The sequence below is a fragment of the Pseudomonas sp. AAC genome, from assembly GCF_000725445.1.
Taxonomy (GTDB): Bacteria; Pseudomonadota; Gammaproteobacteria; order Pseudomonadales; family Pseudomonadaceae; genus Pseudomonas; species Pseudomonas citronellolis.
The window spans coordinates 872,223-895,385 of the sequence record NZ_KL647094.1; the positions used below are offsets into that span (position 1 = coordinate 872,223).

18 protein-coding genes are annotated in these 23,163 nt (G+C 67.5%); 7 read left to right on the top strand and 11 right to left on the bottom strand.

Annotated elements, in window-relative coordinates; all coding sequences use genetic code 11:
• The first annotated feature begins 32 nt into the window (after positions 1-32).
• Complete coding sequence (locus FG99_RS03615) at positions 33-1,364, top strand: deoxyguanosinetriphosphate triphosphohydrolase (protein ID WP_009621308.1); 1,332 nt, start codon at positions 33-35, stop codon at positions 1,362-1,364.
• Between the two features lie 533 nt (positions 1,365-1,897).
• Here FG99_RS03615 and FG99_RS03620 read toward each other — a convergent pair.
• The gene (locus FG99_RS03620) at positions 1,898-5,512 is read right to left on the bottom strand and encodes a transporter substrate-binding domain-containing protein (protein ID WP_256204827.1); all 3,615 of its coding nucleotides are present in this window, start codon (positions 5,510-5,512) and stop codon (positions 1,898-1,900) included.
• A 118-nt stretch (positions 5,513-5,630) separates the two neighbouring features.
• Positions 5,631-6,257 carry a response regulator transcription factor gene (locus FG99_RS03625; protein WP_024128782.1) on the bottom strand — a complete coding sequence of 209 codons (627 nt, stop codon included), beginning with the start codon at positions 6,255-6,257 and terminating at the stop codon, positions 5,631-5,633.
• A gap of 283 nt (positions 6,258-6,540) precedes the next feature.
• On the opposite strand from FG99_RS03625, the gene FG99_RS03630 reads away from it, so the two are divergent.
• A complete protein-coding gene (locus FG99_RS03630) occupies positions 6,541-7,788 on the top strand; it encodes an EAL domain-containing response regulator (RefSeq protein ID WP_009621301.1) in 1,248 nt (415 codons plus the stop codon).
• Positions 7,789-7,820: 32 nt separating this feature from the next.
• Here the strand turns inward: FG99_RS03630 and FG99_RS03635 are convergent, their stop codons facing one another.
• Positions 7,821-8,165 carry a YggL 50S ribosome-binding family protein gene (locus tag FG99_RS03635; RefSeq protein WP_043267360.1) on the bottom strand — a complete coding sequence of 115 codons (345 nt, stop codon included), beginning with the start codon at positions 8,163-8,165 and terminating at the stop codon, positions 7,821-7,823.
• A 244-nt stretch (positions 8,166-8,409) separates the two neighbouring features.
• Here FG99_RS03635 and dacB point away from each other — a divergent pair, with 244 nt between their 5' ends.
• Positions 8,410-9,852, top strand: coding sequence for a D-alanyl-D-alanine carboxypeptidase/D-alanyl-D-alanine endopeptidase (dacB, locus tag FG99_RS03640; RefSeq protein WP_043267361.1), 1,443 nt, complete (start codon positions 8,410-8,412; stop codon positions 9,850-9,852).
• Positions 9,853-9,876: 24 nt separating this feature from the next.
• Here dacB and rlmKL read toward each other — a convergent pair whose 3' ends face one another.
• Entirely contained in the window at positions 9,877-12,057 is a 2,181-nt protein-coding gene (rlmKL, locus tag FG99_RS03645; RefSeq protein ID WP_009621294.1) for a bifunctional 23S rRNA (guanine(2069)-N(7))-methyltransferase RlmK/23S rRNA (guanine(2445)-N(2))-methyltransferase RlmL, read from the bottom strand.
• Positions 12,058-12,526: 469 nt separating this feature from the next.
• On the opposite strand from rlmKL, the gene rmf reads away from it, so the two are divergent.
• Positions 12,527-12,745, top strand: coding sequence for a ribosome modulation factor (rmf, locus tag FG99_RS31025; RefSeq protein WP_009621292.1), 219 nt, complete (start codon positions 12,527-12,529; stop codon positions 12,743-12,745).
• An 83-nt stretch (positions 12,746-12,828) separates the two neighbouring features.
• On the opposite strand, the gene FG99_RS03650 is transcribed toward rmf, so the two are convergent.
• Entirely contained in the window at positions 12,829-13,860 is a 1,032-nt protein-coding gene (locus tag FG99_RS03650) for a quinone-dependent dihydroorotate dehydrogenase (RefSeq protein ID WP_009621290.1), read from the bottom strand.
• A 201-nt stretch (positions 13,861-14,061) separates the two neighbouring features.
• On the opposite strand from FG99_RS03650, the gene FG99_RS03655 reads away from it, so the two are divergent.
• Entirely contained in the window at positions 14,062-14,931 is an 870-nt protein-coding gene (locus FG99_RS03655) for a DUF6685 family protein (RefSeq protein WP_043267363.1), read from the top strand.
• Here the strand turns inward: FG99_RS03655 and FG99_RS03660 are convergent.
• On the bottom strand, positions 14,928-15,371 hold the full coding sequence (locus tag FG99_RS03660; RefSeq protein ID WP_371263854.1) for a helix-turn-helix domain-containing protein: 444 nt from the start codon (positions 15,369-15,371) through the stop codon (positions 14,928-14,930). The two genes, FG99_RS03655 and FG99_RS03660, sit on opposite strands and share 4 nt — an antisense overlap.
• A gap of 124 nt (positions 15,372-15,495) precedes the next feature.
• Between FG99_RS03660 and FG99_RS03665 the strand changes: the two genes are divergently transcribed.
• On the top strand, positions 15,496-15,708 hold the full coding sequence (locus FG99_RS03665; RefSeq protein ID WP_043267365.1) for a MerR family transcriptional regulator: 213 nt from the start codon (positions 15,496-15,498) through the stop codon (positions 15,706-15,708).
• A 129-nt stretch (positions 15,709-15,837) separates the two neighbouring features.
• Here the strand turns inward: FG99_RS03665 and FG99_RS03670 are convergent, their stop codons facing one another.
• Positions 15,838-16,371 (bottom strand): hypothetical protein, encoded by a 534-nt coding sequence (locus tag FG99_RS03670; protein WP_043267367.1) that lies wholly within the window; start codon positions 16,369-16,371, stop codon positions 15,838-15,840.
• 203 nt (positions 16,372-16,574) lie between these two features.
• Between FG99_RS03670 and FG99_RS03675 the strand changes: the two genes are divergently transcribed.
• Complete coding sequence (locus FG99_RS03675; RefSeq protein WP_043267369.1) at positions 16,575-16,799, top strand: hypothetical protein; 225 nt, start codon at positions 16,575-16,577, stop codon at positions 16,797-16,799.
• A gap of 6 nt (positions 16,800-16,805) precedes the next feature.
• Here FG99_RS03675 and pgaD read toward each other — a convergent pair whose 3' ends face one another.
• Genes pgaD through pgaA form a run of 4 tightly spaced genes read right to left on the bottom strand, consistent with a single transcriptional unit; the run spans position 16,806 to position 22,992 of the window.
• On the bottom strand, positions 16,806-17,249 hold the full coding sequence (pgaD, locus tag FG99_RS03680; RefSeq protein ID WP_051878420.1) for a poly-beta-1,6-N-acetyl-D-glucosamine biosynthesis protein PgaD: 444 nt from the start codon (positions 17,247-17,249) through the stop codon (positions 16,806-16,808).
• Complete coding sequence (pgaC, locus tag FG99_RS03685) at positions 17,249-18,574, bottom strand: poly-beta-1,6-N-acetyl-D-glucosamine synthase (protein ID WP_043267371.1); 1,326 nt, start codon at positions 18,572-18,574, stop codon at positions 17,249-17,251. Before pgaC ends, pgaD begins: the two co-directional genes overlap by 1 nt.
• Positions 18,571-20,574 carry a poly-beta-1,6-N-acetyl-D-glucosamine N-deacetylase PgaB gene (gene pgaB, locus FG99_RS03690; protein WP_043267373.1) on the bottom strand — a complete coding sequence of 668 codons (2,004 nt, stop codon included), beginning with the start codon at positions 20,572-20,574 and terminating at the stop codon, positions 18,571-18,573. The genes pgaC and pgaB overlap by 4 nt, the downstream gene beginning before the upstream one ends.
• Before the next feature lie 9 nt (positions 20,575-20,583).
• Positions 20,584-22,992: a poly-beta-1,6 N-acetyl-D-glucosamine export porin PgaA gene (pgaA, locus tag FG99_RS03695; RefSeq protein WP_051878423.1), complete on the bottom strand. Its 2,409-nt coding sequence runs from the start codon at positions 22,990-22,992 to the stop codon at positions 20,584-20,586.
• Positions 22,993-23,163 lie beyond the last annotated feature (171 nt).

The following is a 23,163-nucleotide window of genomic DNA, read 5'->3' on the forward strand; positions in this document are numbered from 1 at the left end:
GTTGGCTGCACCACGAGCAATCGGACGAGCGAATGGACTGGCATACCCTGCTCCCCCGCGAGCGCCTCGGCAAACCCGTGCACAGCAGCGCGGAACTCGGCCGCAGCGCTTTCCACAAGGACCACGACCGCATCATCTTCTCCGGCGCCTTCCGCCGCCTGGGGCGCAAGACCCAGGTCCACCCGGTGTCGAGCAACGACCACATCCACACGCGCCTGACCCACTCCCTGGAGGTCGGCTGCGTCGGCCGTTCGCTGGGCATGCGCGTCGGCGAGATGCTGCGCGGCGAACTGCCGGAATGGTGCGACCCGAGCGACCTCGGGGTGATCGTGCAGTCGGCCTGCCTGGCCCACGACATCGGCAACCCGCCCTTCGGCCATTCCGGCGAGGACGCCATCCGTCACTGGTTCCAGCAGGCCGCCGCGCGCGGCTGGCTGGACGCCATGGACGCCGACGAGCGCGCCGACTTCCTCAATTTCGAGGGCAACGCCCAGGGCTTCCGGGTGCTCACCCAGCTGGAGTACCACCAGTTCGACGGCGGCATGCGCCTGACCTTCGCCACCCTGGGCAGCTACCTGAAGTACCCCTGGACCGCGCGCCACGCCGACTCCCTCGGCTACAAGAAGCACAAGTTCGGCTGCTACCAGAGCGAGCTGCCGCTGCTGGAACAGATCACCGAGAAGCTGGGCATGCCCAAGCTCGACGACGAGCGCTGGGCGCGCCACCCGCTGGTCTACCTGATGGAGGCGGCGGACGACATCTGCTACGGCCTGATCGACCTGGAAGACGGCCTGGAAATGGAACTTCTCGACTACCCCGAGGTGGAAGCCCTGCTGCTCGACCTGGTCGGCGACGACATCCCCGAGACCTACCGCCAGCTCGGCCCCAGCGATTCCCGCCGGCGGCGCCTGGCTATCCTCCGCGGCAAGGCCATCGAGCACCTGAGCAATGCCGCCGCACGAGCCTTCGTCGAGCAGAAGCAGGCCCTGCTGGACGGACGCCTGGGCGGCGACCTGGTCGAGCACATGAGCGGCCCGGCCAAGCGCTGCGTGCAGCAGGCCAAGGCCCTGGCGCGGCAGAAAATCTTCCAGGACAAGCGCAAGACGCTGCACGAAATCGGCGCCTACACCACCCTGGAAATCCTCCTCAACTCCTTCTGCGGCGCGGCCCTGGAACAGCATGGCGGGCGCAGCCCGTCGTTCAAGAACCAGCGCATCCTCGACCTGCTCGGGCACAACGCACCGGACCCCGACTGGCCGCTGCACAAGGCCTTCCTGCGCGTCATCGACTTCATCGCCGGGATGACCGACAGCTACGCCACCGAAATGGCGCGGGAGATGACCGGGCGCTCCAGCCCGGTGTGAGGCCCGGTTTCGTCGCGGCCGCGACGAAACCCCGGCGCGAGGCCCAATGCCGTTCATTTAAGCGATGCTTTGAGTTGGCGAAGGCAGGAGCGTAGGGCGCATGACCTCCACCGCCATCCGTGCCGCCGGGATTTCCGGCGTGGCCGGTGAGCCCAATCGCGGACGGAGTCCTACGTCCGTACCTTCCTGGAACTGTAGGAGCGGGCCCTGCCCGCGATTTCGCGCGCAGGGCGCGCTCCTACATGGGAATGGTGCGGGTGGGCAGCGTAGCGGCTCTCATCCGCGAATCGCGCCGATATGTCCGGCTATCGCGGACAGGGTCCGCCTACGAAGAGCCCCACGGCATGGCCGGCAAGGCAGCCCCGTAGGATGGGTTGAGCCTGCGAAACCCATGCGGCGGTGGCACGGGGTGTGGTGTTTACCGGGGGTAGGAGCGGACTCCGTCCGCGATTCGGCCGGGCTCCCGGACCACGCCATGAGCCCAAATGAAAAATGCCGTTTCTCCCAGACGGAGAAACGGCATCCTTACGGCGCTAGGCCGGATCGTCCTCGGTGGCCGACTGCGCCGGGCGGATCTGGCCTTCCTCGTCCAGTCGCTTCAAGTGGCCATGCAGGCTGGCCTGCAGCGCATCCAGCGCCCTGCGCAGTTGCTCCACGGCACTGCGCAAGGTCGAGAACTCGGCGCGCTCGGTGCAGACCTTCTCCAGCTCCGCGCAACGATCATGCAGGGCCATGGCGCCCACCAGCCGCGCCGCGCCCTTGATGCGGTGGGCCAGCTCGGCCAGGCGCCGCCGGTCCTGGGCGTGCAACAAGGGTTCGAGCTGTTCGGCGTCCGCCTCGTTGCTCGACACCAGCTCGGCCATCAGGTTGCGCGTCAGCTGGGCGTTGCCGCCGGTCATCTCCAGCAGGGCGCCGATGTCCAGGTCGCCCTCCTCCTGCGGGTGTTTTTCAGGAACCGGCTCCGGCGGCATGATCTCGCCGCGCTGAAGTTGCTCCAGCTGCTCACGCAGTTGCTCGATGCTGATTGGCTTGAACAGGCAGTCGTCCATGCCGGCCTCCTTGCAACGAACGATTTCGTCGGGCTGGGCATTGGCCGTGAAACCGAGGATGGGGGAACGCGCCGCGCCGCTCTCCCGCTCGATCTCGCGGATTCGCCGGGCCAGGCTGTAGCCGCTGAGCACCGGCATGTTGCAGTCGGTGATGACCAGGTCGAATTCACCGGGCCGCCACATCTGCAGCGCCTCGCCGCCGTCCGTGGCCATGGCCACGGTATGCCCGAGGTGTTCCAGCTGCTGCGCCAGCAGCAGGCGGTTGACCGGGTGATCGTCCACCACCAGTACGCGCAGCGTCCTCTGCACCACCGCACTGCGCAGGATGATCGAATCGTCTTCCGGCGCCAGGGGCTCCAGCACCTGCAGCACCAACCTGACGTGCACCTTGGTGCCCATGCCGGCCACGCTCTCCAGGCGCACCGAGCCGCCCATCATTTCCGCCAGCTTGCGGCAGATGGTCAGCCCCAGCCCCGTGCCGCCATGGTTGGTGCGCCCCTCGCGCTGCACCTGGCTGAAGGGTTCGAAGAGCTGCTTCTGGTCTTCCTCGGCGATGCCGATGCCGCTGTCCTCGACACACACCTCCAGCGCCAGCCGCTCGTTCGGCAGCGGCTCGCCCGACACCCGCACCCAGACGCTGCCCGCGTCGGTGAACTTGATGGCGTTGCTCACCAGGTTGGAGAGAATCTGCTTGAAGCGCAGCGGGTCGATGAGTACGTCGCAAGCGGCCTCGGTTTCGATCTCCAGTTTCAGCAGCAGGCCCTTCTGCCGGGCCAGGCCGTCGAAGACGCGGGCCACCGATTCGATCAGTTCACGCAGGCGCGCCCGTTCAGGCAGCAGCGTCAGGCGGCCGGACTCGATCTTGGCGACGTCGAGGATGTCGCCGATCAACAGCAGCAGCGACTTGGCCGACTCGTAGGCCACCTCGATCGGCCCCTGTTCGCCGCAACCGCCGCAGCGATTGCGCGTCAACGCCAGTTCGAGCATGCCGATCACCGCATTCATCGGCGTGCGGATTTCGTGGCTCATGGTCGCCAGGAAGGTGCTCTTCGCCCGGCTGGCTTCCTCGGCCTGCTCCTTGGCGATCTCCAGTTGCTGGAGCAGGCGCTCGCGCTCGGTGACGTCGACCCAGCCGGAAACCACGCCGCGGAGCTTGCCGGACGCGCTGTGGTAGGGCGTGAGCCAATGGTGCACCTGGCGCGTCTCGCCGTTGATCTCCAACATGCGGTCGACGGCGACCGGCTCCCCGCTGGCCATCACCTGGAGGTATTCCCGGTGCAGGCCCTCGGCCTGTTCCGCCGAGAGCCAGGTGCAGTCCGTCAACTGCGAGCCCACCGCCAGGTCCTCCGGCAGCCCGGTGGCCTCGCGGAACGCCCTGTTGCAGGTGATCAGGCGCCCATCGGCGTCGCGCACCGTGACCGGCTGGGGAATGCCGTCGATCAGTGCGCGCTTGAACGCCAGGCGGTCCTGCAGCTCCAGCTCGGCGCGGCGGCGCGCGCGCATCCGCAGGAGCAGGTACCAGTTCCACAGCAGGATCAGCCCGAGCAGCGCCAGCCCGCCCCACAGCAGCCAGAAGAACTGCGAGCGGTAGCCTTCCCAGACGCTGTCCGGCGACGCGCCGCTGGTGGACCAGCGGCTGATGATACTGGCCATGTCTTCCGGCGAGATCGCCAGCAGGGCCTTGTTGAGGATGCTCAGCAGCTCCGGGTCGGCCCGCGAGACGCCCAGGGAGATCTGCGCCGGCTCCAGGTCCAGGGTCGCGGCGATGCGCAGGTCGCGGTAGTAGCGATTGACCAGGAAGGTGGCGGTGAGCATCGGCTGCAGCGCGGCGTCCGCCTTCCCCTCCTGCAGCAACGGCAGGGCATCGCTGTAGTTGTCCACCTCGACCAGCTTCACCCGCGGGAACTGCTCGCGCACGTAGGACACCAGCGAGCTGCCATGGGCCACCGCCACGCGCTTGCCGTTGAGGTCCGCGAGGTTGTTCAGCCGGGTGTTGTCCTTGTGCGTGAGCAGCACGAAGGAGGTACTCAGGTAAGGCCGGGTGAAGTCTACGTGCGCCTCGCGCTCGACGGTGGGCGACATGGTGGCCAGGGCATCGACCTGGCCCCGGCGCACCTGGGTGAACATGCCGGTGATCGACGAGGTCGGCACCACCTCGAACTGCAGGCCGGTACGGGTGCGGATCAGGTCCAGCAGGTCCGCGACTATGCCGCGGAAATTGCCCTGGGAGTCGAAGAAGGTCAGCGGGGCCAGCGACTGGTCGATGCCCAGGCGCGGCCGCCGGTTGTGCTCCAGCCAGCGAAGCTCCTGGGGCGTGAGGTTCAGCCGGTGGTTGGAGATGGAGAACACGCCGCCCACGCTCCAGCGCCGCTGGATGGACAGGTGTTGCTGAGCGCTGATGTTCTGCAGCACTTCGTTGACGCTGTAGAGCAGCGGGCTGCCGTCCTTGCGCGCGGCGAAGGAAAAGCCGACGCCGTTGAAGTTGGCGAAGTTCAGCAGCTTGAGGTTGACCAGGTAACCCTGGCTGATCAGGTACTGCGCGCTCAGGGCGTCGCCGACGTAGGCGTCCACCTGCCCGAGGGCGACGGATTCCAGGGCGCGGCGCAGCGAGTCGAAATGCACCACCTCGGCATCGGGGAAATGGTCGGCCAGCTCCTTCGGCGAGAAGTAGTCGCCCACCACGGCGAGCCGCCGGCCGGCCAGTTGCAGGTCGCCTTCCAGGCGCATGTCCTGCTGCCCGACGATCACCGGCTGGTTCAGGGAATACGGGCGCGACAGCAGCAGGTCCGGGATCTCGGCCTCGAAGCCGGTGGCGCGGCCGATCAGGTCGATCTCGCCATCCTGCAGCGCCTGGATGGTCTGGCGCCGGGACGGGTAGCGACGCATCTCGATGCGGACGTTGAGCGCTTCGCTGACCAGCCCGAGGTAGTCGGCGGTGACCCCCTCCAGCTCGCTGCCGCTGACGGTGACGATCAGTGGCGCATAGTCCGGCGCGGCCACCCCCACCACCAGCGTGCGCTTCTCGCGCAGCCACTGCCAGTCCGACTCAGGCAGCTCGACCCGCGGCCTCTCGGGAAGCGCCGCGGTACGGGCCAGCAAGGCGAGTTGCGTCCAGGGCGCGGGGGCCTGGACCTCTGCGGCCCAGGCCCCCATCGCCAGCATCGCACCGAGAACGGCACCCAGCAGCGCCCTGCACTTCGAGCCCATGGCGGCTGTCTCAGACCAGTGCGTTGCGCTTGGCGAACTCGATCAGGTCGACCAGCGAATGGGCATTGAGCTTCAGCAGCAGGCGCGTCTTGTAGGTACTGACGGTCTTGTTGCTGATGAACATCTGCTCGGAGATGTCCTTGTTCGAATAACCATTGGCCAGGTATTGCAATACCGACATTTCCCGGTCGGAGAGGCGCTGGATGAGTTCATGGTCATCCATGCTGCCGTTGTTCTTGCGCGCCGGGCGCACGGCCGTGCTGGGGAAATAGTTGTACCCGGCGATCACCGCATTGACCGCGCTGATCAACTCGGCCAGCCCGCCCTGCTTGCAGACGAACCCGGAGGCCCCGGCCTGCATGCAGCGCATGGCATAGAGCGAGGCGCTCTGGCCGGTCAGCACGAGGATCTTCAGGGGCAGGTTGAACGCGGTCAGACGGCTGATGACTTCGAGCCCGTCCAGCTTGGGGATGCCGATGTCCAGCACCACCAGCTCCGGCAGCAGATCCTTCACCAGGGACAGGGCGTCCACGCCGTTGTCGGTTTCCCCGATGATGGTATGACCTTCCTTTTCCAGCAGAACGCGCATTGCCATCCGTATCACCGGATGATCATCGACGATAAGAACCTTGCTCAATTTTCAATCTCCGACAGACTTCCCAAGAGTGCGCCGTAAGATATCGTCTAGGAAATCAGTGTCGAGATTAACTGGTGCCACTTTTAACATCTTAAGTAAATTCCCATACATCAAAGTATAAATTCCTACACAAACTTGATCGACCAACTTCCGTTAACTTTCAAGCCGGACTTTTTCAACACCTCCTAATGCAATTTCCTACAACGGAAATGGAAGTTTTTTAAATAAATGGCACCCGCCAGCCGGCACACTGCGGCCGTTATCCAATTCGGTACGCGCGACCATGAACATATCGATCCCATCCAGCCTGCTGGTGCTGGAGGACCATGCATTTCTGCGCGAGGCCACCGTGCACGGCTTGCGGGTCCTCGGCTACGAGCAGGTCCTGGCCGCCGGCGACGGGGACAGCGCCATCGAACTGCTGAGGCAGAAGGGCGGAGTCGACATCTGCATCTGCGACGTGCTGCCGCCGGGCATGGACCTGCTCGGGTTCCTGCGCCTGGCGGCCCAGGAGAAGCTGCTGCGGGCGATCATCGTGGTCAGCGAGGTCCCCGCCGACCTGCGCCGGGCCATCGCCCACATCGCCACGCTGTACGGCCTGTCGGTGCTCGGCGAGCTGACCAAGCCGCTGCAGATGTCCAGCCTGCAGGCACGCCTGCGCCACTACAGCCCTGCGCCCGCCGCCGCCCCGCCGCTGCCGCGGCCGACGCCATCGGCGCTGGAGGTCTGGCAGGCCATGCGCAACCGGGAGCTCAGGGCCTACTACCAGCCCAAGGTCGACCTCGACACCCTGCAGGAGATCGGCGCCGAGGTGCTGGTGCGCTGGGACCACCCGGTCCACGGGCTGTTGCGCCCGGCCTACTTCCTCGCCGCGATCCGCCGGATGAAGCTGCTGCCCGACCTCTTCGACCTGGTCCTGGACCAGGCCCTGGATTTCGCCCGGCGCGAGCTGCGTCACGGCACCCAGCGGGCGCTGTCGATCAACATCGACCTCGAGGTGCTGCAGCAGCGCGACCTGGCCGGCCACCTGAAGGAAAAACTGCGGCAGACCGGCGTCGACCCTGCCAGCCTGACCATCGAGATCATCGAAGGGGGGCTGGCGACCACGCCCCTGGCCAGCCTGGAGAACCTCACCCGCCTGCGCCTGCTCGGCTGCAACGTCGCCATCGACGACTTCGGCACCGGCTACTCCTCGCTGCAGCGCCTTTGCGACCTGCCCTGCAACGAAATCAAGCTGGACGCCTCCTTCATCCGCGACATGCAGCACAACCCGCGCACCCACGAGTCGGTCGCCAGCACCCTGGTGCTGGCGCGCCACCTGCAGTTGCGGGTGATCGCCGAGGGCATCGAGACCTACCAGCAACTGCAGCGCATGCGCGAACTGGGCTGCCGGTTCGGCCAGGGCTTCCTGTTCGCCCGGCCGATGTCGGAGGACGCCTATCGCCACTGGACGGGCGTCGACCTGCAACCGCCGGAGGCGGAAGCCGGCTCCGCGCTGGAGCTGGAGGGCGCGCAGAATCCACCGGGCTGAACCCGGGGCGGGCGCCCACCCTCAGCCCGTTCTCAGCCAGGCTGGTGAATGGGCTGCTCCGGATACCAGGCATCCTGCAGGGGGCTGACCGAACTGCCGCTCAGCTCGCCCTGCTGCTTCAGCCAGTCCTCCACGGCCTTGCGCTGCTCCTCGGTGACCGAGCCGCGGCGCGCCAGGCACACGAAGCCGAAATCGTCGCAACCGGTATAGGCCAGGCCGTTGGCGGTGATGGCCTGCTCCACGAAGCGCTTCAGGAAGGCCTGCAGCTCCTGTTCGGGGAGCCCTTCGCGATAGTCGAGCGACAACTCGAACCCCAGTTCCTGGAATTCATCGACGCAGAGTTTCTTGCGCAGACGACGGGAACGGTTGCTGGCCATGTGGCGGATCTCCTCGATTGATGACGGCATGCGGGGCCGGGCAAGGGCCGCCCCGCACAGACTCTAGCAGCTCGGGCGCGGCGCTCCCACGCGCATCGGCTCACAAACCCCAGCGCATCCCGCAACGGCTTGCGGCATAATGCGCCGGCGCGTTGCCGCGTCACTGGCGCAATCGTCTATCGTCAGTGTCTTCTTTCGTCACCTTCGTCATGTCAATGCCCTGAACCGGGATTTCACTTCAAATATGTTCAAGTCACTGCGTGTTCTCGCCTTCGCTACCCTGCTGCCCTTCGCCCTGCCCACCCTGGCCGCCCCGATCAAGTCCGCCCTGCCCGAACGGGTGGAGAAGGCGCTCAAGGCCAGCAAGCTGACCAACGACGCCCTGTCGCTGGTGATGATTCCCCTGGACGGCCCGGGTACGCCCACCTACTTCAACGCCGACGTCTCGGTGAACCCGGCCTCGACCATGAAGCTGTTCACCACCTATGCCGCCCTGGAGTTGCTGGGCCCCACCTACCAGTGGAAGACCGAGTTCTACACCGACGGCAAGCTGCAGAACGGCGTGCTCAACGGCAACCTCTACCTCAAGGGCGGCGGCGACCCCAAGCTGAACCTGGAAAAGCTCTGGCTGATGATGCGCGACCTGCGCGCCAACGGCGTGCTCAAGGTCAACGGCGACCTGGTGCTGGACCGCAGCTATTTCAACCAGCCGCAGCTGCCGGTGTTCAACGATGACGGCGGCGACGACAACAAGCCGTTCCTGGTCGGCCCCGACGCCGCCATGGTCAACCTCAAGAGCGTGCGCCTGGTGGTGCGCAGCGAGGGCAACCAGGCCTCGGTGATGATGGACCCGCCGCTGGCCAACGTGCGCCTGGAGAACCAGATCAAGGTCAGCGGCCCGGCCAACTGCCCGGCCTGGCCGAAGCTGCGCTTCGTCCCGGAAACCCGCGCCGAGGGCACCGTGCTGGTGGCCGCCGGCGAGATTCCGCGCGGCTGCAGCGCGCAGACCTACATGTCGCTGCTCGACCATCCGGGCTACACCGCCGGCGCCATCCGCGGCATCTGGCAGGAACTGGGCGGCAGCATCAGCGGCGCCGACCGCCAGGGCACGGTGCCGAAGAACGCCACCCTGCTGGCCCGCGCGCTGTCGCCGGACACCGTGGACATCATCCGCGACATCAACAAGTACAGTAACAACACCATGGCCCGCCAGGTGTTCCTCAGCATCGGTGCGCAGAACCGCACCAGCGCGGACGCCAACGATGGCCTGGCGGCACAGCGGGTGATCCGCCAGTGGCTGGCGCGCAAGGGCATCACCGCTTCGCACCTGGTGATGGAGAACGGCTCCGGCCTGTCCCGCGACGAGCGCGTCAGCGCCCGCGAGATGGCCGCCATGCTGCAGGCCGCCTGGCACAGCCCCTACGCCGCGGAGTACATCTCCTCGCTGCCGATCGTCGGCGTCGACGGCACCATGCGCAAGCGCCTGCGCCACACGCCCATGACCGGCGAGGCCCACGTCAAGACCGGCACCCTCAACACCGTCCGCGCCCTGGCCGGGTTCAGCCGCGACGCCCGCGGCAACAACTGGGTGGTGGTAGCCATCCTCAACAGCAACCGGCCGTGGGGCGCTTCGTCCATCCTCGACCAGGTGCTGCTGGACCTCTACGCCTCCACCCGCGGCCAGTGAAACCAGCCGCGAGGCCCTGGCGAATCAGCGAGCGCTGATGCGCCAGGCCCGGTGGATCTTCGGGTTGCGGGCGAAGTCCGGGTCGAGGGTCTGGGCGCTGATGTCCTCGACCTGGTAGCGCGCCGCCAGGCTCGGCTCCAGCTCGAACTTGCGGAAGTTGTTGGAGAAGTACAGCACGCCACCCTTGGCCAGGCGCGTCATGGCCAGGTCGATCAGCTCGACCTGGTCGCGCTGCACGTCGAACACGCCTTCCATGCGCTTGGAGTTGGAGAAGGTCGGCGGGTCGATGAAGATCAGGTCGTACTCGCCGCGGTCCGCCCGCAGCCATTCCATGACATCGCTCTGCACCAGCTTCTGCTTGTCGGAGAAACCGTTGAGCGACAGGTTGCGCCGCGCCCAATCCAGATAGGTCTTCGACAGGTCGACGCTGGTGGTGCTGCGCGCGCCGCCCTTGGCCGCATGCACGGTGGCGGTGGCGGTGTAGCAGAACAGGTTGAGGAAGCGCTTGCCGGCGGCCTCGCGCTGCAGGCGCAGGCGCATCGGCCGGTGGTCGAGGAATAGCCCGGTGTCCAGGTAGTCGGTGAGGTTGACCAGCAGGCGCACGCCGCCCTCCTCCACTTCCATGAAGCGGCCTTCGCTGTTCTGCCGTTCGTACTGCTTCCTGCCGGCCTGGCGCTCGCGGCGCTTGATGACGATGCGCTCGCTGGGGATGCCGAGGGCCTGCGGCAGCGCCGCCAGGGCGTCGAGCAGGCGGGCCTGGGCCTTGGCCGGGTCGATGGACTTGGGCGCGGCATATTCCTGCACGTGCACCCAGTCGCGGTACAGGTCCACGGCCAGGGCGTACTCGGGCATGTCCGCGTCATACACGCGGTAGCATTCGATTTTCTCGCGCCTGGCCCATTTGCCCAGTTGCTTGAGATTCTTCTGCAGGCGGTTGGCGAACATCTGCCCGCCCTCGCTCAGGCGCGCCGGCTCCGCCGGAGCTTGCACGGCGCCGTCCTGGCGCGCCTCGGCACCGCGCTCGCCGGTGACGAACTGGCGCGGCTCCACCTCGAACATCAGCAGCTTGCACGGCAACGCGCCGTTCCAGAAGGCGTACTGCTTGTGGCTACGGATGCCCATGCGCTTGCCCAGCTCCGGCGCCCCAGTGAAGACCGCGGCGTTCCAGCCCAGGCAGGCCTGGCGCAGGCGCTCGCCCAGGTGCTGGTAGAGGTACAGCAGGCTGGCCTCGTCGCCCAGGCGCTCGCCGTAGGGCGGGTTGCAGATCACCAGGCCGCGCTGGCCCTTGTCCGGGCGCGGTTCGAAGGTGGCCAGCTCGCCCTGGTAGACCTTCACCCACTCGCCCAGACCGGCGCGCTCGATGTTGTTGCGCGCCGGCTGGATCAGCCGCGGGTCCGCCTCGTAACCACGGATCCACAGCGGCGGCCGCGCCAGGCCGACGGCGGCGCGTTGCTCGGCCTCGGCCAGCAGCTTGCGCCAGAGGACCGGGACGTGGCCCAGCCACTTGTCGAAGCCCCAGTGCTCGCGCTTGAGGTTGGGGGCGATGTCGGCGGCCATCAGGCCGGCCTCGATCAGGAAGGTGCCGACGCCGCACATGGGGTCGGACAGCGCCCCGCCCTCGGCGGCCAGCTGCGGCCAGCCGGCGCGGATGAGGATGGCCGCGGCGAGGTTTTCCTTCAGCGGCGCGGCGCCCTGCTGCAGGCGGTAGCCGCGCTGGTGCAGGCTGTGCCCGGAGAGGTCCAGGGACAGCACCGCCTGGCCGCGGTCCAGGTGCAGGTGGACGCGGATGTCCGGGTTGACCTTGTCCACCGTCGGCCGCCGGCCGAACTCGGCGCGCAGGTTGTCGACGATGGCGTCCTTGACCTTGAGCGCGCCGAAGTGGGTGTTGTCGATGCCCGAGCCCTTGCCGCTGAACTCCACCGCCAGGCTGCCGCCGGGGTCCAGGTGATCGCTCCAGTTGACCGCGTTCACGCCCAGGTACAGTTCCTCGGCGTTGGCCACCGGGAAGCGCGCCAGCACCAGCAGCACGCGGTTGGCCAGGCGCGACCAGAGGCACAGCCGGTAGGCCGTCTCCAGGTCGCCGCGGCCGCGCACGGCGGACACCTGCGCGCGGGCATCGCTCAGGCCCAGCGCCTGCGCCTCGTCCAGCAGCAGGCCATCAAGGCCCTTGGGGCAGGTGAGGAAGAGTTCGTAGTGTTCCGACATCGCCATTCCCGGGCCGCAGCCCTTTCCAGAGGGGCCTCGGCCCCTGTTGAGCGGATGCCGCGTGAAAACGCTGGCACCCGGCCATGGTTCATTTCAAAAGGTTTCACAAAACCTGCGACCCGAGGTCGCAGGTACTTGCCCGCTCGTCGGGATGAGAGAACCTCTCAATTTCCTGGCAGTTCGCCAGGCTGCCTCGCACAAGCCCCTGAACATGCGGTTTCGGGCAATTTGCCCGACCTGCCTGGGGGAAAAACTTATGGCTTGAACCCATAAGAGTTAAGTCTTTATGACAAATTGGTTGTTCACAGGCTCGAAGCCCATGGTTTAGAACTCAGCTTAACCCGTCGCCGCAAAGGTGTCGGGCGGGGTCTGTCACGCCGGCAACAGGCCCCTTTTTGGCGGAACTGTCCGCCAGGCCTCCCCAGGGGGCCAACGGGACATAACAGTCAACAAGTGAGGGCAACACCCTATGAGAAGACTCAAGCGTGATCCGTTGGAAAGAGCCTTTATGCGCGGTTACCAGTACGGCATCAGTGGCAAGTCTCGCGATCTCTGTCCTTTCACCCATCCCACCACCCGGCAGTCCTGGCTCAACGGCTGGCGCGAGGGTCGCGGCGACAACTGGGATGGCCTCACCGGCACCGCCGGTCTTCAACGTCTGAATCAGATGCAACACGCCACCAGTTGACCAAAGGATCACACCGATTTCCCCAAGGCACGCCCCATCCGGGCGGCAGGGCGTAAGCCCAAGGGCTCCGAAAGGAGCCCTTTTTATTTGCCCGCGCGCTGCGCCTGGGCGATGGCGTCCACCGCCTCGCGGATCAGCGCCGGCCCCTTGTAGATGAAGCCCGAGTAGATCTGCACCAGGCTCGCGCCGGCGGCGATCTTCTCCGCCGCATGGGCGCCCTCGGTGATGCCGCCGGCGGCGATGATCGGCAGGCGGCCGCCCAGTTCGCCAGCCAGCACCTTGACCGTGTGAGTGCTCTTCTCGCGCACCGGCGCGCCCGACAGGCCGCCGGCCTCGTCACCGAACGGCAGCCCCTCGACGCCTTCGCGGCCCAGGGTGGTGTTGGTGGCGATCACCGCATCCATCCCCGCCTCCACCAGCGCCGCGGCGACCAGGGCGGTTTCCTCGTCGGTCATGTCCGGGGCGATCTTGATCGCCAGCGGCACGCGGCGGCCATGCTGTTCGGCCAGGTCTTCCTGGCGCTGGCGCAGGGCCTCCAGCAGTTGCTTGAGCGAGTCGCCGAACTGCAGGCTGCGCAGGCCCGGGGTGTTCGGCGAGCTGACGTTGACCGTGACGTAGCTGGCGTGGGCGTAGACCTTGTCCAGACATATCAGGTAGTCGTCCACCGCGCGCTCGACCGGGGTGTCGAAATTCTTGCCGATGTTGATGCCCAGCACGCCGCGGTACTTCGCGGCCTTGACCCGCTCCACCAGGTGGTCGACGCCCAGGTTGTTGAAACCCATGCGGTTGATGATCGCGGTGGCCTGCGGCAGGCGGAACAGCCGCGGCTTGGGGTTGCCCGGCTGCGGGCGCGGGGTGACGGTGCCGATCTCGACGAAGCCGAAGCCCAGCTGGGCGAAGCCGTCGATGGCGTCGCCGTTCTTGTCCAGGCCGGCGGCCAGGCCCACCGGGTTGGGGAAATCGATGCCCATGACCTGCACCGGCAGGCTGGCCGGCTTCGGGCAGAACAGGCCGTTGAGCCCCAGGCGGCCGCCGGCGCCGATCAGGTCGATGGACAGCTCGTGGGAGGTTTCCGGGGACAGTTTGAACAGCAGCTCGCGGGCCAGGCTATACATGGTCGGGCATCGGTCGGCAAAATGGGGCGCTAGTATAGCCGGCCGGCCTGCCCCTAGGCGAGGCGCGGCCGCGGCGGGCCCGGCATGGCGCCCGCCCTTGAAAGGAAGGAAGCAACATTTGTCACTGCCCGGAAGCACAACTGCGACTGGCTTACCTATGCTTAGGGCTGTCGGCCGGGCATCGGGAGTTTGCCTTCGATCATGAATCCACCCCGCAACATGGCCCAGCGCCTCGCGGCTATCGCCCAGCGCCTGGGGCTCGGCAACGCCGACCTGCACAAGGTCTCGCAGCGCACCCGGTCCCTGGCCCTGAGCTTCAGCGCCCCGGCGAGCCCGCCCAGCGGCATCGGCTGGCAGTCCGGCGCGCCGCTGTACCGCCTGATCGACCTGCCGCGCGGCGCCCTGTCCGGGCCGGTGCAGGAAGACAAGGCGCGCGCCCATGCCGCACTGAAGAAACTGGTCGGCTCCCGTCTGCTGGAGCTGCACGATGTCGACCTGCGCGAGGTGGACGGCCTGTGCACCCGCGGCCCCCTGGCGAATTCGGCGCTACCCGACTTCGAAGCCGTGGCGGCCGGCGACGCCGGGCGCAAGGTGCGGATCATCAGCTACCGGGATTTCGGCAAGGCGCTTGGGCAGGCCCTGCCCGGCTTCGAGCGCGGCGTGGAGCTGCAATTGCGCCGGGCCGACTGGCATGGCCAGCGGCTGTTCCTGGAGCTGGACAACCACACCGAGGCGTTCGCCTGCGCGGTGGCCTATGCGCGCCGCCGCGGCCTGGAACTGCGCCTGCCCGGCAGGGTGCGCCAGTTCAGCCTGCAGGGCAGCGCCCTGGACGACCTGGAGCGGCGCTACCACATGCTGGCGATGCCGACCCAGGCCTGGAGCGATGCCGGGTTCATGGGCCTGCTGCTGGACACCGGCCTGCCCTATGCGCGCTTCGGCCTGTTCAACAGCGAAACGCCGGAATCCCTGCTGCTGCCCAAGGACCACCCGCAAGCCGACGAATTCGGCGCCGGCCTGCGCAGCATCGGCGCCCCGGACCTGCTGGGCTACCTGCGCGGCTGCGTCGCCTAGTCCCGCGTCTCTTCTTCGGACTCGTCGTCATCGTCGTCGGTCTCTGCGACGAGTTCGCGCCCCGGCTCCTGGCGCAGGCGCTCGAGCACGTCGTGGTGGCGGTTGCGCCACTCCTCCAGGCTGAGGCTGCTGCTCTCCAGCAATGCGGGGTTCTGCTCCACCAGGTAGACGGCGGCGGACTGCGCCGAATCGGCGATCTCCCAGGCCACCGACGCCGAGTCGATGGGCCCTTCGTAGGTGATCCAGCGGGCGAAATCCGGATAGACGCTGCAGACCTTCTCGAAATCCTCGTCGCGCATGCGCTGGCGACCGAACTCGATATTCTCCACCGTCTTGGCCTTCATGCCGACGATCTTGGCGAATTCCGGGCGTTTGAGCCCGGTCAGCTCACGCAGGCCACGCAGTCTTTCCCCAGCGGTAAAAAGGAAACGTTTCTTCACGATCTGTAATCCATTTCCGGACATTCGAAGCACCATACAAAAACACTAATATTTAGTGTATTGTCTCGAGAGAGTCATTTAGTCTCTCTCCCCTAATAGCGCAGGCCATGGTGCAGGACACCACATGAAAGTGGAAGAACCCTTCTCCCCCGCTCCCGAGGACGAAACCTATTACCTGAGCCTCGAGCGTTTCGCCGAATTGCTCGGGATGTCCGATCAGCCGGAGGTTCTGGAGGAATGGATCGCCAACGGCAAGCTGCCGACGCGAGTAATTGCAGGACATCGCCTGGTTGACCTCAGAGCATTCCTACGCCCGGAAGGGAAACCAAAGCCCTGAACACGCCGGAACTCCCACACTTATAAGCAGCCCACCGGGACCAGGTGCGCGGTCATCCGCCGTGCCTTGAGAATAGCCAGGGCGTTTTTCCCTGGCAGGGGCCGCCGTAAGGACGGCGGCCGAGGGGCATCACTCTTCCCGGCTGGCCTCGACCAGGCGTTCGTAGGCCGGCGCCGCCGGAATGCCGATTTCCAGGCACAGGGCCATGACCCTTTCCAGGTCGCTGCGATACACCAGTACCGCCTGCAGTTCGTCATCCAGCGGCTCGCTGAAGTCCAGCAGCACGTAGCCGCCCTTTTCCGGATAGAGCGCGCCGAGCTGCACCTGGATGCGCTTCAGCGCGGCGAGCGGCTCGGCCTTGTGCAACTGCTTGGCCTGCAGGACGAAGTTGACGCTGGCGTCGAACGAGGCGCGGATGCCCTCGAACAGTTCCTTGTAGTCGTCGCCCTGGAACAGCACGATGTCCGGCAGGCTGCCGACCACCACCCACTCGCCCAGCGGGATGGGGAAGCTGTCGTCGTAGTTGATGTCCGGGTTGGCGGCGAGGAAGGCCTCGGGGTCGGCGTAGGCCGCGGCGGCGTCCTCGGCGATCTGGCGGATTTCCTCCTCGCCCATGCAGCCGGAGCTGATCAGGGTGAGGAGTTCGACGAGCTGTTCTTTCATGGCGTGGTCCCGGGAAGTGGCGAAGGCCGCGAAGGATAGCCGGATTCGGCCCGGCTTGCCGGGCCGCCGGAACCTATTGGCGCTCCCGGGTGTCGGAAGTCGGCTCGGACGATAGCGACTATCGACCGGGATGATTTCCCAGGCCGGCGGGTCAACGCTAGCCTTTGCCCATCCCCACTTGCCATGCCCCGGGTGACCCCGCCATGTTCCGATCCCTTTCCAGCCTGGTGCTGGCCGTCCCCGTGCTGGTGGGCTGCGCCGCGCAACCGGCCGCCACCGAGCCCCAGCGGGCGTACAGCGACGCCGAGGTCAAGGCCTTCGCCCTGAAGATCCTCAGCGCCAGCAACATGGACAGCGAACTCTACGCGCGCTACCGCCGCGCCCTGACCGAACCGCACCACGAACGCAACAACGACACCGGCAGCTGAGGCCGCTCAGGGCGTCTCGACTTCCATCTCCGCCGGGTTCTCCACCCACACCAGGTTGCCATGCTCGTCGTTGTGCAGGGTCACCACCTGGGCCCCGTGCAGGCGGGCCAGGGTATCGCCACTGATGTTGAAGCTGCGCGACAGCGCCTGCCGCGACAGGTCGGGCATGCGCGAGCGGCGCTCGTAGCGCGCCGCGCGAATCTGGTTGTAGCGGGCCCAGGACACCAGCAACGCGGCGATCAAGGCGCTGCACAGCACATAGACCATCAGCGTATCCAGCGTCTGCAGGAACTGCCCGCTCCAGTCCAGGCGCGGCCCTCGCCAGCCGCTGGCGAGCAGGCTGGCGATGCCGCGCTCCATCAGCCAGACGAAGATCGCCCAGGCGCACAGGGTCAGCAGAACGTCCAGGCTCCGGGGCAGCCAGTGCTGCGGTGTCTTGATCAGGTTCATCACGAACTCCTCTTGATGCCACGGTCGGGGCTGGTCCAGCGCGCCCGGGCCTGGCGCGTCTTGAGCATGACCTTGGGGAAACTCACCAGGGTGGTCAGCAAGGTGACCAGCCAGAAGGCGAAGGGGTACCAGATCACCCAGAACAGCGAACTCGCCAGGTGGCGCTCGTAGCGCCGCTCGATCAGCAGGCTCAGGGCGAACTGCAGCAGGCACACGCAGGCCAGCAGCAGCCCGGTGAAGGCCGGCGGCACTATGTTGGCGACGCGCAGGCTGGGCGGCATCTCGACCACCAGGCCGAGCACCCAGAGCAAAATCGACAGCAGGAAGGTGAAGGCCCAGGCCGCCGACAGGCTGAACTCGATGAGCAGCGGCCACATGTAGCGGTAGCGCCAGGTCCAGATGCTGCGGATGTTCTTCAGCAGCACCTCGGCCCCGCCCTGCGCCCAGCGCAGGCGCTGCTTCCACAGGCCGCGCAAGGTCTCGGGCATGAGGATCCAGCACAGCGCGCGCGGCTCGTAGAAGATCGACCAGTGGTCCAGCTGCAGCTTCCAGCTGATGTCGATGTCCTCGGTGATCATGTCCGTGCTCCAGTAGTCGACCCGCGCCAGGGCCGTGCGGCGGAACGCGGCGACCACGCCGGAGACGGTGAAGACCCGTCCGTAGACGCGCTGGGTGCGCTTGATCAGGCCGATGATCGAGGAGAACTCGCCGACCTGGACGCGGCCGATCAGCGTCGAGCGCGTGCGGATGCGCGGGTTGCCGGTCACCGCGCCGACCCGCGGGTTGTCGATCAGCGGGGCCACCAGGTAGGCCGCGGCGTTGGCGTCGAGCAGCGCGTCGCCGTCGATGCACACCAGGTACTCGCTGCGCGCGGCCAGCGCGCCCATGCGCAGGGCCACGGCCTTGCCCTGGTTCTGCGCCAGGTGCAGCACGCGCAGCCGCGGCTCGCCTTCGGCCAGGGCATCGAGCACCTGCGCGGTGTTGTCGGAGGAACCGTCGTTGATGGCGATGACTTCGATGTTCGGATAGTGCTGCGCGAGGGCCGCGCCTATGGTGTCGGCGGCGTTGTCGCCCTCGTTGAAGCAGGGGATCAGGATCGACACCAGCGGCTCGCCCTCCAGTTGCGGGACGTCCTCCGGCCAGGCCCAGTGGCGTTCCCAGTGCGCCCAGAAGTAGATGCCGCCGGCCATCCACAGGGCCGACATGAACAGTGGATAGAAGAACACGAAGTTCAGCAGGATCTCGCCGGTGAGGACGATGGCTACGCCGATCGGGCCGCCGAGCAACAGCAGCAGGACCAGCAAGGCAACGATGCGATCGATCATGGCTCGGGGTACCAGGCGTTGGAGATGGCCGGACGCAGCGCCTTGAGTTCGGGCTGGTCGTTGACGAAATCGTCCGGGTAGTAACCGAAGCTGCGCACGCCCTCCCACTGCAGGCGGTGCATCCAGCGCCGCAACTGTGCGGCGTCGATGGGCGCCTCGCGCCCCTCGCGCCAGTCGCGCGCCTGCAGTTCGAAGACGCTGCGCTGCAAGGCGCCTGGGCGCTTGGCCACTTCGCGCACCAGGCGCTGCAGCCAGGCCTCGGACTGCTCCAGGGGCACGCCCTCCATCAGCGGCATGGCCATGGGCGCGGTCCAGTCGTAGGCGGCCAGGAAGTCGTCCAGGTTCTGCGCAAACCAGACTTCGCTCTGCGGTTCGAGGATCGGCAGCGCATAGATGTTGCGCGCCGTCTGTACCTGCGGGCCACGGATGGCGCGCACGCGCTCGGCGAGCTGGCGGGTGAAGTCGATGAGGTAGCGGCTCTTGAAGCGCGTCCAGCGCTGCAGCGTCTGCGCATCGCCGCGCAGGCTGGCGATGTCGCCCGGCAGGCCGGCCGCGCGATAGGCCGCCAGCGCCTGGGGCCCGGCATCCTCGAAGTCGGAGAACAGCGCGTCGTCGTGGAACAGCAGGCCGGCGAAGGCGGCGTGCCCGGCCAGGTCCTCGTAGATCTCGCTGATCTGCCGGCGTACTTCGGGGTCGAACGGCGACAGCCGCCGGTACTGCTGCGGGTCGATCTCCAGGCGCCCGCTGTGCGGGTCCCAGCGCTGCACCCGCGGCAGCTGCGGCGACAGGTCGAAGGCCAGCACCGGCATCCAGGCGAACACTTCCACGCCGGCGCGGGTGCGCAGCTGCCAGGCGGCGCGGTTGAACAGGTCAGCGCGCATCGGCAGGTGCCGGTTGGGGAAGTACAGCGCCTTCACCGTGCCGTCGCCCAGCGGGTCGGCATAGGCCTGGAGGAACACGGTGTTGATGCGCAGGTCGGCGATGCGCTGCACCAGTTGCCCGAGGTTGGCCTCCATCTGCTGCGGGTCGGGATCGTAGACGTAGTCCAGGTCGACGTGGGCGACGCGCAGGTTGTCCTGCGCCTGGACGCGGCTGATGGCCGAGGTGAAGTGATGCAGGTTGGGGTCGCCGTTGAGCAGGAAGCGCGGCAGGTTGTCCAGGTGGTCGATGCTGCCCAGGCCGTCTTCGAGGGTCAGGGCCAGGGCGTAGCCGTCGTCGCCGACCACCTGCAAGGCGGTGCCGCTGGCCGCGCCGTAGGGCCACACCCACACCCGCGGCGCCTTGCCGGTGATGCTTTGCAGGGTGCGGCTGATGCGCTTGACGTCGATGCCCACGCGGTTGCGGTATTCGGCCTCGGTTTCGTAGCGCCCGGCATTGGCCAGGTACAGGCGGTTGGCCGCTGCCGGCAGTTGACTGCCCTGCGGGTTGCCGGGGCCGCCGAAGTGCAGGGCCTCGGTGTGCGCGCCTATTTCCACCAGGCCGGACCGGGCGATTTCCGCGAGCTGCTGGCGGGTGAGGAAGCGCCGGCGCTCCACCGCCAGGCCGCCGAAGTCCACGCGCTGCTGGTCCGGGGTATCCAGCCAGACGCCCACCGGCGCCATGATCGCCGGCCAGTCGTAGGCCTTCAAGATCGGCAGCACGCGCTGGTAGAAGCTGCTGTAGCCGTCGTCGAAGCTCAGCAGCAGCGGTTTCTCCGGCAGGCTGCCGCGGCCGGCGCGGGCGGCCAGCAGCTGGTCCACGGAAATCGCCTGGAAGCCCTGCTCGTGCAGCCAGGCCAGCTGGTCCACCAGGTTGGCGGTGCGCACGGTCATGAAGGCCTGGTTGGCGTCGCTGTCGGCGATCTCGTGGTAGGCCAGGGTCAGGATGCGCCCCGACGGCCAGGGCTTCTCGTTGGCGGCAAGGGTGCGCTGCGCCGGCTCGACGAAGGGGGGCGCCTCGCTGGCGCAAGCCCCGATCAGCAGCGCCAGCCCCAACAGCAGGAAACGGTAGGTGGCTCTCATGTTCGGGTCCTAGAAGCGGTAGCTGAGGTCGAAGACCAGGCGGTAGTCCAGTTCGCGGTCGCCGTCGTAGGGGCGGCTGACGGCGGACAGGTTGAAGCCTGCGTCGAAGCGGTCGTCCAGGCTCAGGCGCTGGCCGTAGCCGAGCAGGCCGACGGCGCCGGTGCCGTGGTGCTGCTGGCTGTAGCTGCCGGCGCCGAGCTGGCCCTGCTGGGTCCAGCGCGTCTGGTAGCGGCGGTAGAGGGTGTGCTCCAGGTTCAGGCTGGGCAGCAGCAGCAGGTCCGACTTCGGGTTGAAATAGGGGACGTCCTCCGACTTGCTGTTGCGGCTGCCGGAAACCTCCAGGCCGAGGTCCGCCACCAGGTAGGGCGAGCTGTAGACACGCTGGCTGCCGGTGAGGGCGAGTTCGTGGCGCATGTTGCCGTCGCTGAAGTGCGAGGGCGAATAGGCCAGGCGCCATTCGCGCTGCTCGTTCTGGCGCCAGCGCAGGTAGCCGTCCAGACGGTCGGAGCGGATGCCGCTGTTGAGCGCCCGCAGCGGTGTCTCGCGGGACAGGCGCGCGGCGCTCCAGCCGTACTGCCATTGGTCGTCGATGTCGTGGACGCCGGACAGCCGCAGGCCCAGCTTGTCGCCGTCGCCGTAATCGTTGTGCGACACCTCCGCCTCCAGCGTGGTGTTGCGCCCGGTCCATTCGCTGCCGACGCGCTGCCAGCGATAGTGCCCGGTGCCTTCCTCGAAATCGCCGGTGGCGTAGCCGGCGCCGCCGAACAGGCGCCAGTGGTCGGCGATGGGCGGGCTGTAGAGCACGCTGTCGAAGCCCAGGTCGCGGCTGCCGTTGACCTCGCCGCCATTGGCATGACCGCCGTAGGCGCTGATGCGCAGTTCGGCCATGTGGTGCACCTGGCGCAGGTAGTCCAGGCGCTGGGCCTGCAACTGTTCGGGGAAGCGCTGGATGACGTCGTCGGCCAGCAGGTCCAGTTGCCGCCATTCCTGTAGCTCGCGCGCCACCATGCCCTGCTCGGTTTCCAGGGCCACGCCGCGCGGGTCGGTGCTTTCGGCGATCTTCAGCTGGTCTTCGGCGCGCCGCGGCCAGCCGCGGGACAGGTAGGTGCTGGCCAGGCCGGTGCGCAGCCGCGAGTTGTCCGGCGCGCTTTCCACCAGGCTTTCGTAGTCCTGCTGCGCCGCCGGCAGGTCGTTGCGGTACAGCCGGCCGTTGGCCTGCAGCAGGCGGGCCTCCAGCCAGTCGTCGTTGGGCAGGGCCACGCCCATACCCGGCGGATGCAGCCGCATCGGCTGCTGCGCCACCAGGCCATCGCTCAGGGCAGGCCCCTCGTCGAGTCGTTCGCTTTCCACCAGGGCGTAGAACAGCCCCTGGTGGTCGTCCATCCAGTCGCTGTCCTTGTCGTTCTCGCTGGCGATCACCTGGCGGTAGAGTTCCGCGGCCCGCTCCGGCTGGCGCTGGTACAGGCTGGCGCCGGCGACCCAGCGCAGGGCATAGGGCGGCAGCTCCACGCCCTCGGCATGCAGCCGTTCGTATTCCTCGACCACCTCGGCCATGCGCGCCCGGGCATAGAGGCCGCCCAGGCGGTCGATGCGCACCCGGCGCACCTCCTGTGCCGCGGCCGGGTCACTGGCCCATTGCGCGAGCGACTGGTCGGCCAGGGCGATGGCCCGGTCGGCGACCACGAAGCGCTCGCTGTCGCGCAGGGGCGACACTTCCGCCAGACGCACCAGCTCGGCGACGCGGTCGGCCTGCAGGCTGCGCCGCTGCGCCGCCGACAGCACACCGGGGTGGCGCTCGCCGAAGGCCAGCGCCTGGCGCGGCAGGCCGGCGGCCTGCAAGGCATCGACGTATTCGCTGAGCACACGGCTTTGCTGCGGGGCCAGTTGGCGGGCCTGGTCCACCTGGAACAGCGCCGCATAGGGCTCGCCCATCTGTTGGTGGACATAGGCCAGGGCCAGGCGCCGCTCGGCATCGCGCGGCGCGGCGGCGACCAGGGCCGCGGCCTTCTGCAGCGCCTCGGCGCCACGCCCGGCATCCACCAGGGTCATCGCCTGGCCTTGCAGCAGGACCTGGTCGCCGGGGTAGGCGGCCAGGCCGCGACGGTAGGCCTCCAATGCCTGGGGCCAGCGCTTGAGGTTGCGATAGGCCCGCGCCACCGAGGCCCAGGCGCCGCTGGACAACCGCGCCTGAGGATGGCGCTGGTAGGTTTGCAGCACCTCCTCGTCCAGTCCCGCCCAGCCGGCGATGATCAGGTGATCGTCCAGGCGCGCGGGCGCGGGGTCGTCGGGGCTCTGCCGCAGGCGCTGCAAGGCCGGCTGGTAATTGCCGGCGCGGGCCTCGCGCACCAGTTGGTCGTAATCCTCGGCGGCCTGGGCCCAGGCGCTGCCGAGCAGCAGCACGGCCAGGCAACCGCCCATGGGGAGCCGTCGCTGGAGAAGCTGCGAAGCGAGAAAGGACAAGGAGGTCTTGGACAGCACGAAGCAATCATCCCTAACTGCATGGAAGCCGCGCGAAAGCCGACACTCTGTCGATAACTGACGCAGCCGCCGCATGCCGGTTTATTGACATTGAGGCGAGAAGAAAAGCTT

Excerpts from the sequence above, each read along its gene's own strand:
- FG99_RS03615 (WP_009621308.1), top strand. The coding sequence starts at position 33 with ATGGACTGGCATACCCTGCTCCCCCGCGAGCGCCTCGGCAAACCCGTG.
- FG99_RS03630 (WP_009621301.1), top strand. The coding sequence starts at position 6,541 with ATGAACATATCGATCCCATCCAGCCTGCTGGTGCTGGAGGACCATGCA.
- FG99_RS03635 (WP_043267360.1), bottom strand. The coding sequence starts at position 8,165 with ATGGCCAGCAACCGTTCCCGTCGTCTGCGCAAGAAACTCTGCGTCGAT.
- dacB (WP_043267361.1), top strand. The coding sequence starts at position 8,410 with ATGTTCAAGTCACTGCGTGTTCTCGCCTTCGCTACCCTGCTGCCCTTC.
- rlmKL (WP_009621294.1), bottom strand. The coding sequence starts at position 12,057 with ATGTCGGAACACTACGAACTCTTCCTCACCTGCCCCAAGGGCCTTGAT.
- rmf (WP_009621292.1), top strand. The coding sequence starts at position 12,527 with ATGAGAAGACTCAAGCGTGATCCGTTGGAAAGAGCCTTTATGCGCGGT.
- FG99_RS03650 (WP_009621290.1), bottom strand. The coding sequence starts at position 13,860 with ATGTATAGCCTGGCCCGCGAGCTGCTGTTCAAACTGTCCCCGGAAACC.
- FG99_RS03655 (WP_043267363.1), top strand. The coding sequence starts at position 14,062 with ATGAATCCACCCCGCAACATGGCCCAGCGCCTCGCGGCTATCGCCCAG.
- FG99_RS03665 (WP_043267365.1), top strand. The coding sequence starts at position 15,496 with ATGAAAGTGGAAGAACCCTTCTCCCCCGCTCCCGAGGACGAAACCTAT.
- FG99_RS03670 (WP_043267367.1), bottom strand. The coding sequence starts at position 16,371 with ATGAAAGAACAGCTCGTCGAACTCCTCACCCTGATCAGCTCCGGCTGC.
- FG99_RS03675 (WP_043267369.1), top strand. The coding sequence starts at position 16,575 with ATGTTCCGATCCCTTTCCAGCCTGGTGCTGGCCGTCCCCGTGCTGGTG.
- pgaD (WP_051878420.1), bottom strand. The coding sequence starts at position 17,249 with ATGAACCTGATCAAGACACCGCAGCACTGGCTGCCCCGGAGCCTGGAC.
- pgaC (WP_043267371.1), bottom strand. The coding sequence starts at position 18,574 with ATGATCGATCGCATCGTTGCCTTGCTGGTCCTGCTGCTGTTGCTCGGC.
- pgaB (WP_043267373.1), bottom strand. The coding sequence starts at position 20,574 with ATGAGAGCCACCTACCGTTTCCTGCTGTTGGGGCTGGCGCTGCTGATC.
- pgaA (WP_051878423.1), bottom strand. The coding sequence starts at position 22,992 with ATGGGCGGTTGCCTGGCCGTGCTGCTGCTCGGCAGCGCCTGGGCCCAG.